10 protein-coding genes are annotated in these 11,403 nt (G+C 72.1%); 3 read left to right on the top strand and 7 right to left on the bottom strand.

Translation table 11 applies throughout. The annotated features are described in order from the left end of the window. Positions 1-210: 210 nt before the first annotated feature. The 5 genes from ACFYT4_RS28195 to ACFYT4_RS28175 all read right to left on the bottom strand — a co-directional run bounded on the left by ACFYT4_RS28195 (position 211) and on the right by ACFYT4_RS28175 (position 6,760). On the bottom strand, positions 211-1,686 hold the full coding sequence (locus ACFYT4_RS28195) for an aldehyde dehydrogenase family protein (RefSeq protein WP_389274860.1): 1,476 nt from the start codon (positions 1,684-1,686) through the stop codon (positions 211-213). Between the two features lie 131 nt (positions 1,687-1,817). After that, positions 1,818-3,557, bottom strand: coding sequence for an amidohydrolase family protein (locus ACFYT4_RS28190; RefSeq protein ID WP_389274858.1), 1,740 nt, complete (start codon positions 3,555-3,557; stop codon positions 1,818-1,820). A gap of 229 nt (positions 3,558-3,786) precedes the next feature. Beyond that, a complete protein-coding gene (locus ACFYT4_RS28185) occupies positions 3,787-4,908 on the bottom strand; it encodes an LLM class flavin-dependent oxidoreductase (RefSeq protein WP_389274855.1) in 1,122 nt (373 codons plus the stop codon). A 144-nt stretch (positions 4,909-5,052) separates the two neighbouring features. Next, the gene (locus ACFYT4_RS28180) at positions 5,053-5,838 is read right to left on the bottom strand and encodes an SDR family NAD(P)-dependent oxidoreductase (protein ID WP_389274852.1); all 786 of its coding nucleotides are present in this window, start codon (positions 5,836-5,838) and stop codon (positions 5,053-5,055) included. A gap of 13 nt (positions 5,839-5,851) precedes the next feature. Beyond that, positions 5,852-6,760: an LLM class F420-dependent oxidoreductase gene (locus ACFYT4_RS28175; protein ID WP_389274932.1), complete on the bottom strand. Its 909-nt coding sequence runs from the start codon at positions 6,758-6,760 to the stop codon at positions 5,852-5,854. A 1,156-nt stretch (positions 6,761-7,916) separates the two neighbouring features. Here ACFYT4_RS28175 and ACFYT4_RS28170 point away from each other — a divergent pair. The 3 genes from ACFYT4_RS28170 to ACFYT4_RS28160 all read left to right on the top strand — a co-directional run bounded on the left by ACFYT4_RS28170 (position 7,917) and on the right by ACFYT4_RS28160 (position 9,490). Beyond that, complete coding sequence (locus ACFYT4_RS28170; protein ID WP_389274849.1) at positions 7,917-8,549, top strand: hypothetical protein; 633 nt, start codon at positions 7,917-7,919, stop codon at positions 8,547-8,549. Next, positions 8,549-8,977 (top strand): cupredoxin domain-containing protein, encoded by a 429-nt coding sequence (locus ACFYT4_RS28165; RefSeq protein ID WP_389274846.1) that lies wholly within the window; start codon positions 8,549-8,551, stop codon positions 8,975-8,977. The genes ACFYT4_RS28170 and ACFYT4_RS28165 overlap by 1 nt, the downstream gene beginning before the upstream one ends. Positions 8,978-9,049: 72 nt before the next feature. Beyond that, positions 9,050-9,490 (top strand): hypothetical protein, encoded by a 441-nt coding sequence (locus ACFYT4_RS28160; RefSeq protein WP_389274843.1) that lies wholly within the window; start codon positions 9,050-9,052, stop codon positions 9,488-9,490. 28 nt (positions 9,491-9,518) lie between these two features. Here the strand turns inward: ACFYT4_RS28160 and ACFYT4_RS28155 are convergent, their stop codons facing one another. Then, positions 9,519-10,736 (bottom strand): PQQ-binding-like beta-propeller repeat protein, encoded by a 1,218-nt coding sequence (locus ACFYT4_RS28155; RefSeq protein WP_389274841.1) that lies wholly within the window; start codon positions 10,734-10,736, stop codon positions 9,519-9,521. A gap of 334 nt (positions 10,737-11,070) precedes the next feature. Then, positions 11,071-11,370, bottom strand: coding sequence for a DUF397 domain-containing protein (locus ACFYT4_RS28150; protein WP_389274929.1), 300 nt, complete (start codon positions 11,368-11,370; stop codon positions 11,071-11,073). Positions 11,371-11,403 lie beyond the last annotated feature (33 nt).

Here is an 11,403-nt window from a genome sequence, read left to right as displayed (position 1 = left end):
TATCGAACCTTCGCTTCGCTGGCAAGTACGCAAGATTACCTACACATGGAAGAGCAACTGCGACTTGCCCACCCACTTCACAAGGTCGACACGAATCTCCCTCGGTACGATAACCGCAACAGTGACCGATTTGCCCGTTTTCAAATTTTCCCGTGCGACTTCCGCGACTCACATCCCGCGCGACCTCCACGGCCTCCCATCCCGCGCCGCTCAGCCGGGCCAGACCAGCGCCTGTGTCTCGCTGTAGGCGTGCAGCGCGTACGAACCCACGTCCCGCCCCACCCCGCTCTTCTTGAAGCCCCCGAACGGCGCCTCCATGTTCCGTCCGATCGTGTTCAGCCCCACCCCGCCCGCGCGCAGCTCGCCCGCGATCCGGAAGGCGCGGGCCACATCGCCCGACCACACGTAGTCGATGAGGCCGTAGTCGCTGTCGTTGGCGAGCGCGATGCCCTCCTCTTCCGTGTCGAAGGGGACGATCACGACGACCGGGCCGAAGATCTCCTCCCGCACCACCCGCATCCCGCTCGCGCAGTCCGCGAAGAGCGTGGGGGCGACGTAGAAGCCCTTGCCGAACGCGGGCCGCTCACCGCCCGCGACCAGCCGCGCGCCCTCCGTGCGGCCCAGCTCGATGTACGACTCCACCCGGTCGCGATGGGCCGCCGAGATCACCGGCCCCACGACCGTGCCCGGCTCGGCCGGGTCGCCGACCGTCAGCCGGCCCAGATACGCGGCCAGCCGCCCGACCAGCCGGTCGTAGATCCCGCGCTGGGCGATCACCCGCGTCGGAGCCGTACAGATCTGGCCGCTGTAGAAGGAGAACGTCGTCCCGATCCCCATGACCGCCGAGTCCAGATCCGCGTCGTCGAGAACGAGCGCCGCGCCCTTGCCGCCCAGCTCCATCAGCTGGCGCTTCATCCCGCGCCCGCACACCTCCGCGATCCGCTGTCCGACCTCCGTGGAGCCGGTGAAGCTGACCATGTCGACGTCCGGGGAGTCGACGGCCGCCTCCCCCACACCGGGCGCGGAACCCGTCACCACGTTGACGACCCCCGGCGGCACCCCCGCCTCCTGGAGCGCCTCCGCCATCCTGAAGACGGACAGCGGATCCTGGGGCGCGGGCTTCACGACGACCGTGTTGCCCACCGCCAGCGCGGGCGCGACCTTGCCCGCCGGATTGGCCCAGGGGTTGTTGTACGAGGTGATGCAGGTGACCACCCCGACGGGCCGCCGTACCGCGACCGCGCCGAAGACACCCGCCTTCCCCATGGGCCCGGCGGGATTGATCTGCGGGGGCAGCGGCTGCTCCACGGGCTCCAGCGCGCCCCGCGCGTAGCGCCGGAAGCGGGCCGCGCCCACCGCGACCTGCATACCGCGCGCGGTGGCGGCCGTCGCGCCGCTCTCCTCACGGGCGAGTTCGGCGTACGCGGCGGAGTTGCGCAGGATGATGTCGGCGGCCGCGTCGAGGATGCGGGCGCGCTCGTCCGGTGCCGTACGCGACCAGGCGCCGAACGCCTCGCGGGCGGCCCCGGCCGCCGCGTACACCTGCGCTCGGCTCGCCTCGGGCGCGAGGCCGACGACGGTCTCGGTCGCGGGGTTGACGACCTCGTAGTGCCCGCCGTCGGGCTCGACCCACTCGCCGCCGATGAACAGCCGCTGACGCTCCGGCGCGCTGCCCTTCCCGCTCACCCGCGCGGTCCCCGGCCCCGTGCCCTTCCCACTCACCCGCGCGCCAACCGGCCCCGTGCCCCGGCCGTCTGCTCCGCCGCCGGTGCCTTCGCCGGCGCCTCGGCCGGTCACCCGCCCGCCCCCTTCGCCGCTCACTTGGTGGACACCGTCCTGGTGTCCCGCCCGGAGCGCAGCACCGTGCCCGGGACCGCGCCCGTGACCTCGTCGTCCCGGATCGTCTCCACGCCGTTGACCCGCACCGACACGATCCCGATCGCCTTGGCGTCCAGCCGCGGGCTGTCACCGGGCAGATCGTGTACGAGGGTGGCGGGGCCGGCCTCGATGCGTTCCGGGTCGAAGAGCACGAGGTCGGCGTGCCAGCCCTCCTGGACGCGCCCGCGCTCCCGCAGCCCGAACAGCTGCGCCGGATCGTCGGTGAGCATCTTCACCGCCGCCTCCAGGGGGACCAGCTTCCGCCCGCGCAGACAGTCCCCGAGGAACCGGGTCGTGTACGGCGCCCCGCACATCCGGTCCAGATGCGCGCCGGCGTCGGAGCCGCCGAGCATCACGTCCTCGTGCTGCCAGGTCGCCCGGCGCAGCTCCCAGGAGTCGGGGTCGTTGTCGGTGGGCATGGGCCACAGCACCGTACGCAGCTCGTCGTGGGCGCAGATCTCCACCAGGCAGTGGAACGCGTCCTGGCCGCGTTCGGCGGCGATGTCCCCGACGACCCGGCCGCTGAGCCCCTCGTTCTCCGCCGAGTAGGTGTCGCCGATGACATAGCGGCCGAAGTTCGCGAGCCGCCGGAAGACGCCCGCCTCCTTGGAGTCCGCGCGGCGCAGCATCTCCGCCCGTACCTCAGGGTCGCGCAGCTTCTCGATCCGCTCGGGCACGGGCAGCCCGAGGATCTCGCCCCAGCCGGGGATGAGGTTCAGCGCGCAGAACGTGCCCAGCGACATGTTCATGGGGGTGAGGATCGGCATCGTCAGCGCGACGATCCGGCCGCCGGCCTCCCGGGCCCGCTCGCTCGCTGTCAGCTGGCGCGGTACACGCTCGGGCACGGACGCGTCGATCGTGAGCACGTTCCAGTTGAGCGGGCGCCCGGCGGCGGCGGTCATCTCCACGAAGAGATCGATCTCCTCGTCGCTGAACTGGTCCAGGCACCCGGCGACGATCGCCTCCAGCTGCGTGCCCTCGTGCTCCCCGACGGCCCGGGACAGGGCGAGCAGCTCCCCGGGCTTCGCGTGGCGGGACGCGACGGGCGCGCCGTCGCCGTCGGAGTGCGTGGACGACTGGGTGGTGGACAGTCCCCAGGCGCCCGCGTTCATCGCGTCGTGGAACAGATCGACCATCTCCCGCAGCTGGGCGGGGGTGGGCTGCCCGCCGACCGCGTCCGCGCCCATCACGTGCCGGCGCAGGGCACAGTGCCCCACCATGAACCCGGCGTTGACCGCGATCCGGCCCTCCAGGGCGTCCAGGTACTCCCCGAAGGTGTGCCAGTTCCAGGGGGCGCCCTCTTCGAGCGCGACCAGGGACATGCCCTCGACCCTGGACATCATCCGGCGCGTGTAGTCGGCGTCCTCGGGCCGGTCGGGGTGGAGCGGCGCGAGGGTGAAGCCGCAGTTGCCGCCCGCGACGGTGGTCACGCCGTGGTTCATGGAGGGGGTGGCGTAGGGGTCCCAGAACAGCTGGGCGTCGTAGTGCGTGTGCGGATCGACGAACCCGGGCGTGAGGATCAGCCCGGTGGCGTCCTCACTGCTCCCGGCGTCCTCGGTGACCGTACCGGGCTCACCGATGACGGCGATCCGCCCGTCCCGGATCCCGACGTCCGCGACGTACGCGTCCGCCCCCGTCCCGTCCACGACGGTCGCGGAGCGAATGAGGTGGTCGAGCATGGTTGTTCCTTCCGTACGTCCTGGAGGTGGGGTGGGATGTCATCGCGCCCGTCCGGGGCGCGGGGGCCGGGGACACAGGGCCGGAGACACGGGCCGGGGACACCGGGCCCGGCCGGAGCACGTTCACGGTGCGGACCGGGCCCGGCCGGCAGGCGTACGCTCCTGTCGGCCGGGCCCGCCCGACGGCAGGGGTGGACCGGGAAGCCACCCCGCCCCTGAGCCGGGGGGCTCAGGCACTCGCCTCACGGAACCGCGTCGTCCGGTGCACCGGATCCGTGTCGATCTGGGGAATCACATGCTCACCGATCAGCTTGATCGTGTTCATCGTGTCCTCGTACGAGATCCCGATCGGCAGCCCGAACGACAGCTGGTCCGCGCCCGCCTGCTCCCACCGCTTGCACTGCTGGAGCACCTCGCCGGGATCGCCGCAGATCATCAGCTCCTCCGCGATCAGCAGCTCGATGATCTCCGCGCTGTACTCCGGCAGCAGCTCGGGCCACTCGGGAACGCCCTCGGGCCTCGGGAAGGTGTCGTGATACCGGAAGAGCAGCGACTGAAGGTAGTTCAGCCCGCCGCCCACGGCGATCTCGACGGCCTTGTCGTGGGTTTCCGCGCAGATCGCGGTGGAGGTGACCATGACGTTGTCGTTGACGAACGCCCCGACCGCCTTCGCCTCCTTGACCGCCGTCTTGTACGAGTCGACGACCCACTCCATGTCGGAGACCTTCTGCACGCTGAAGCCCAGGACGCCGAGCCCCTTGCGGCCCGCCATGGCGTACGAGGACGGTGAGCCGGCCGCGTACCACATCGCCGGGTGGGCCTTCCCGTACGGCTTGGGGAGGATCTTGCGCGGCGGCAGGGACCAGTGCTTGCCCTGGAAGCCGGAGTACTCCTCCTGGAGCCACATCTTGGGGAACTCCGCGATGGTCTCCTCCCAGATCTCCTTGGTGTGGTTCATGTCGGTGATGCCCGGCATGAACCCCAGGATCTCGTGGCTGCCCGCGCCCCGGCCGGACCCGAACTCGAAGCGCCCCTCGGAGAGATGGTCGAGCATGGCGACCTTCTCGGCGACCTTCACCGGGTGGTTCACGGGAGCCAGCGGGTTGAAGATGCCCGAGCCCAGGTGGATGCGGTCGGTGGCGTGCGCGAGATAGCCGAGGAAGACGTCGTTCGCGGAGATGTGGGAGTACTCCTCCAGGAAGTGGTGCTCGGAGGCCCAGGCGTACTTGAACCCGGACTTGTCCGCCTGGATGACGTACTCGGTCTCCTCCATGAGCACCTTGTGCTCGGCGAGGGGGTCGGTCTCGGCCCTCTTGCCGACGTATCCCTGTACAAAGAGCCCGAATTCCAAGGGGGTTCACCGTCCTATGGTCTCTCAAGTTTCTGACGCATCGTCAGATCTCGATGTGCTCGACTGTTCCACCGCGCGCCGGGACCGTCAATACCTGACGCACAGTCAGATAGGTTGGTCCTGCGCGACGGACGCCCGGGAAGGTCACATGAGGCTCACCCCCGCCAGCCACCCCCCGTCCACGACGAACGGCTGCCCCGTGATGTACGAGGAGTCCTCGCAGCTCAGGAAGAGCGCGAGCTTCGCGACCTCCTCCGCCCGCCCCACCCTCCCGAGCGGTACGAGCTTGCGGTACAGCTCCGCCACCGCCTCCTTCGACGCCTCCGGGTCGGCGTCCGGGTCGAGTGCGGCCGGGTCGGTCATCGGGGTGTCCACCGCGCCCGGGCAGACCGCGTTGACCCGTATCCCCTTGCCCGCCAGCTCCAGGGCCGCGACCCGGGTCAGCCCCACCACGGCGTGCTTGGAGGCGGCGTACGCCCCCACGTACGCCATGCCCGTCAGCCCGGTGTACGAGGAGGTGTTCACGATCGTGCCGCCGCCGGCCGCCTCGATCTCGGGCGCGACGGTACGGATGCCGAGGAACGCGCCCACCTGGTTGACCTGGGTGATCAGCTGGAACTCCTCCAGCGGGGTCGCGACCAGTTCGTTGAACCGGAGGATGCCCGCGTTGTTGACGAGCCCGTCGATCCGCCCGAAGCGCTTCTTCGCCGTGGCGACGGCGGCCCGCCAGTCGTCCTCCCGCGACACGTCCAGCCGGACGTACAGCGCCGAGTCCGCGCCCAGTTCCCCGGCGACGGCCTCGCCCTGGTCGTCCAGGATGTCGGCGAGCACCACGCGTGCGCCCTCGGCCGCGAACAGCCGGGCCTCCTGCTCGCCCTGCCCCCGCGCGGCTCCGGTGATCAGTACGACCCGGCCGTCGAGCTTTCCCATGGAACGGCTCCCTTCAGCTGTCGAGATGCGGAGCGACACCGGCGGCGAACGCGGCCATCTGATCGGTCAGCTCCCCGCGGCTGCGGCTGCGGAACCTCACCTGGATCTGGCGTACCCCCATCGCGGCGTAGCCGCGCAGCGACTCCGCGATGGCGTCGGGCTTCCCGGTGAGGGTGCGCCGCCCGACCTCCCAGCCGGGCTCCCCCACATACAGCGGCTCGGCGATCGCGCCGATCTCGATGGGTTCCCCGATCCCGGCCTCCTCCCGCAGGGCGGTCAGCCGGGCGATCTGGCCGGGGAGTTCGGCGCGCGGGTCTCCCTGGGGCAGCCAGCCGTCCCCGCGCAGCGCGGCCCGGCGCACGGCGGCGGGTGACGATCCGCCGACCCAGACGGGGATACGCGGCTGGGCGGGCCGGGGCCGCTGGCCGAGCCCGCCGAACGAGAACCGTTCCCCCCGGAACTCCGGGAACTCCTCCGGCCCGAGCGCCGCTCTGAGCGCGTCGATGGTCTCGTCGAGCACCCGCCCGCGCCCCTCGAAGTCGGCTCCGACCGCCTCGAACTCCTCCCGGACGTGCCCCGCCCCCACCCCGAGGATCAGGCGCCCGCCGGAGAGATGGTCCAGCGTGGCGTACTGCTTGGCGCTCACGAGCGGATGCCGCAGCCCGACGACGGCGACATGGCTCAGGAGCCGTACGCGCCGGGTGACGGCCGCGAGATAGGCGAGGGTGGCTACGGGGTCGTACCAGACGGTGGACATGGCGTCCGCGAGCCGCCGGGGTATCGCGATGTGGTCGCACACGGCGACATACGCGAACCCTCCCCGGTCGGCGGCCCGCGCGATCTCGGCGAGGTCCTCGGCCCCGGCGCGCGCCTCCCAGGGCTCGGCGTAGAGGGCGCTCTGGGACTGGACGGGGAGCTGCATTCCGTACGACAGCCGTCCTTCGGGCAGTACCTGCGCATGCACCGTACGGGCCTCCTCGTCCGATCTGACGAATCGTCAAATAGTGATCGAGCCCATCGTGATACCTGACACTCCATCAGACAAGGGTCTCGTCGGTCTCGTACGCGCGGGCTGGGCGGTGCGGGGTGGCGGTGCGCGGGCTGGGCGGTGCGGGGGGTGCGGGGTGCGCGGGGTGCGCGGTGCGCGGGGGTGGCGGTGCGCGGGCTGGGCGGTGCGCGGGGTGCGGGGTGCGCGGGGTGCGCGGTGCGGGGTGGCCCGGTGCGCGGGCTGGGCGGTGCGGGGGGTGCGGTGCGCGGGCTGGGCGGTGCGCGGGGTGCGGGGTGCGCGGGGGTGGCGGTGCGCGGTGCGCGGGGTGCGGGGGGTGCGCGGGGGTGGCGGTGCGGGCTGGGCGGTGCGCGGGGTGCGGGGTGCGCGCCCCGATGCCTGCCGGCTGCCTTGCCGGCTGCCGAGTGCTGCTGCCGACTGCTGCCCGGGAGGGAGCGCCGGGCGGCAGGCGGCGGGGCCGACGCGTTCCCGGGACGGCCCGGCGCCTACGGCTCCCGAGGTCTCCGCTCCCGGGGTCTCGGCACACCCGGCACACCCGCTCCCGGGGGTCTCCGATTCCCGGGGCCTCTGGCTCCCGAGGTCTCCGGCACCTGGGAGTGTCCGGCACACCCAGCTCCCGGCTCCCGGCTCCTCCGGCTCCCGCACACCCGGCTCCCGGCACACCCGCTCCCGAGGTCTCCGGCACATCCGCCGCAGAGTCGCTGCCGGGCCGCGCGCGGCCCCGGGCACTGCCGGTCGCCCTTGCCGGTCGCCCCTGCCGGGATCCGTCGCCGGTGCCGCTCCCCCGGGCGGGGCACGACCCGCCCGGACGGCCCCACGGGAACGAGCCGGGGCGTCGGCTCCGCCCCCGTCGGCGCACCGCCGGTGGAGCGGAACCCGTCAAGCGGAACCGGTCGAGCGGAACCGGTGGCCCGCCCGGTGCCGGTCACTCCAGTGCCGTTCGCGCCGTAGGCCGGACGGACCCGTCCGGTGGCCCGGTGGACGGGGCTGCCGTGTAGTGGTGCGCAGCGCACCCGGAGGCCCGATCCCGGAGGCCGGAGACCGGATGCCGTACCTGCCCAGGAGTTCCGACATGATCAGCCCGACCAGCGTGTCCAGCAGACGACGGGGGACGAACGCGCGCGCCGCCGTCGCCGGGGCCACCCTCGTGGCCGTACTGGCGGGCGGCTGTTCCGACGGCGGCGGGGGCTCGTCCGCCTCCGAGTCGCCGAGTGGGAGTTCCGCGGCTCCCGCCTCCTCCCCCACCTCGTCGGCGCCCGGAGCCGTCAGGGGCCGCTCGGAGGTGACCACCCGTTCCGGCCCTCTCGGGAGGCATCTCGTCGACGGGGGCGGACGCACCCTCTATCTCTTCGAGGCCGACGCCTCCCACGAGTCGACATGCACAGGCGACTGCGCGAAGGAGTGGCCGCCCATGACGGCCGAGGGCGCTTCCCCGAGCCCCGGCAGCGAGGTGACGGGCGAACTGCTGGGCACCACCGACCGCGCCGACGGCACCAAGCAGGTCACCTACAACGGCCACCCCCTCTACTACTACGTGGGCGACAAGGAGCCCGGCGACATCACGGGCGAGGGCTCCCGGGCCTTCGGCGCGGAGTGGTACATCGTCGATCCGGACGGCAACAAGATTCCGGTCGGTGCGAGCAAGAACCCGGACACCCCTCCGAGCCCGGGCGCGACGACCGGCACACCGGGCGGTGGCTACTGATGCGGATCGCCGCGATCGCCGGGACCCTGTGCCTGCTGGCGCTGACGGGCTGCTCGAACGGCGGCGGCTCGTCCTCCCCGGCGACACCCACCACACGGTCCCCCACCGAGTCCCCCACGAAGTCCGCCACCGGCCCGGCCACGGCTCCCGCGACGGCCTCGTCCCCCGCCGGTGGCCGCGCGGTGATCGTCATCAAGAACTTCACCTTCACCCCGGCGTCCCTCGCGGTCGCCCCCGGCACGCAGGTCACCGTCAGGAACGAGGACTCGGTGCCCCACACCGTGACCGCCACCGGCGCCAAGCCCTTCGACACGGGCGACATCGCGGCCGGCGCCACCACGACCTTCACCGCACCCGGCACGGCGGGCGACTACGCGTACATCTGCACGATCCACCCCTACATGAAGGGCAGGCTCACCGTCCGCTGACCCCTGCCCGCCGACCGCGCCCCGCGGCCCGCAGCGGGCCCGGCCCGGACCCACCCGGGCCCTGGAGGAACCATGTCATCGCCCCGAAGCACCCGGCCGCCCGCCCACGCCGTCGCCCGGCTCATCGCCGCGGCGGGCCTCGCCGTCGACGCGTACATCCACGCCCGGCTGGCCGACCGCTACGACGACGTCTCCGCCACCGTCAGCCAGGGCGACCTCTTCCGGGTCGAGGCCGCCCTCGCCTCCCTCGCCGCCCTCCTCGTCCTCGTCTGGCGCCGCCCGCCCTCCGACGCCTTCGCGTGGCTCGTCGCGGCGGGCGGGCTGGCGCTGCTCCTGGTCTACCGCTATGTGGACGTCGGGAAGCTGGGCCCCGTACCGAACATGTACGAGCCCGAGTGGACCGCGGACAAGTGGATCGCGGCGCTGGCCCAGGCGGTGACGATCGTCGCCACGACCTATCTGCTCGCGAGCCGGATCCCGGGACCGGGACGGCACCGCCGCGATCTGCGCTGAGCCCGCCCGGCACCCGCCCTTCCCGACGTCACCCGCTGGCGCGGAACGACTTGACCCCGCGCCACCCCCCATCCTCGTAGACGAGGCCGTACTTGCCGTTGACCAGCTCCGGAGCGAGGGTGAGGCCCGTGCGGCGGTCCTTCCCGGTGCGGGCGTCCAGGGTCATGGCACCGTTGACGCCCTCCGCGTACACGATGCCCTGCCATGCGGCGGTGACGGTCGGCGCGACCCGGTTCGCCGCCTTGTCCGGCAGGCGCCACAGCTCCCGGGCGGTCGGCACGTCGACCGCCACCACCGTGTCCTTCCCGGAGCAGATCGTCGTGGACCGACCGTCGTGGACACAGGAGCCCGGGGACATGTCGCGCAGGTCCAGGCGTGTCTTCCCGGTCAGGGGATCGAGCAGCCAGGCATCCGTCTCCTCGCCCGTGGAAACGGTTGTGAGCATCCTGCCGCTCACCAGGGTCAGGCCCGGCCCGGGATCCGGGCTGGACCCCCACTCGGACAGCAGCAGCCTACGCTTCCACAACTCCTTGCCGGAGACCGATTTGCCCACGAAGGTGCTGCCACCGGCCCGCATCCCCACGGCCACCCGGTCCTCCAGGTCGACCCCGTCGAAGTCCTCCGCCGTCCAGATGATCCTGCCCGTGCGGGTGTCCAGCAGAGCGCTCGCGGGAGGCGGCTCGTTGTAGGCGCTGCCCTCCCAGGACACCAGCACCCTTCCGGCGCGTCCGGCCACGACACGGGGCACGAGATCGAGGGAGTCACGGTCCGTCATCACATCGCGTGCCCACCGCTCCTCGCCCGTCAAGGCGTCGTAGGCGACGACCCGGATCCCGTCCTGCCCGGCGGACGTGCCCTCCCCCTCCGTACGTGTGGCGAAGGCCCCGACGACGACATCGCCCACCAGAGCGGGGGCGTGGGAGGCATCGGCGCCGTCCGGCACCTTCGCACGCCAGGCCGCCTCCCCGGAGTCCAGCCGGAACGCGTCGATGCCGGGGACTTCGTCCAGGCCCTTCCCGAAGCGGTAGCCGTAGGCGATTTCGTCCCCCAGCGCCAGCATTTCCGCCGGGTGGTCGACAAGGCCCGGGGACTCGGCGTCGAGTACGGCTCCCTCCGCCTCGAACGCCTCCGGCGGACCCTGCGGGGCCCCTGGTGCCGCGCCCGCGACGGACGGCGTCGGCTTCGACGTCCCGTCGCCCCGGGGGCTGTCGTCGGCGGGCTGCGAACCGCCTCCGCATGCGGCCAATAAGCAGGCCGCGGCGGCGGCAACAGCGCCTGTGAGTATGCGTCTTCCTGTCGAACATGAGCTCATAGGCACCACAGCGTGGCACAGCCGTGCCCTGCCGGGAGCCCCGTTCCCACCGAAAGGCCGGGGCCGGCCGGACCGAGGCGAAAGGGCCGGGACGCGGAGGGGTGCGAGGGGGGGGCGGACACCCTGTTGTCCGACTGAATAGAACATTCATTACAGTCGGTGAGGGTAGGGCAGCAGGCGCTCGCTGCCACGAGGCACGTGAGCGAGGCGCTCACCCAGGTGTCGTGGGAGGAGCGCCCCGCGTCACGGTCAGTCGGTCCGCATCCGCTCAGGGAGACACCGACCCGGCCGCGAAGGTCACGAACGACGACCAGGCGGCGGCGGGTACGACGAGAGCGGGGCGCTGTACGTCTTTGGAGTCGCGGACTCCGATGTGGGTGGTGAGGTCGCTGACTTCGACGCAGGAGTTGCCGGTGCCACCGCTGTACGACGACTTGAGCCAGGCGACTTCAACACAGTCGTTGCCTGTGTCACCGCTGTAGGAGGACTTGAACCAGGCGACTTCGATGCAGTTGTTGCCGGTGCCGTCACTGTAGGACGACTTGAACCAGGCGCGTCCAGGGGCCAGCTCGGTGGCCAGTATCTGAATTTTGATGGCTCT

The sequence above is a fragment of the Streptomyces sp. NPDC004609 genome (assembly GCF_042873655.1).
GTDB lineage: Bacteria > Actinomycetota > Actinomycetes > Streptomycetales > Streptomycetaceae > Streptomyces.
Note: the sequence above shows the minus strand (reverse complement) of the source record. Positions and strands in the feature narration are given on the sequence as shown.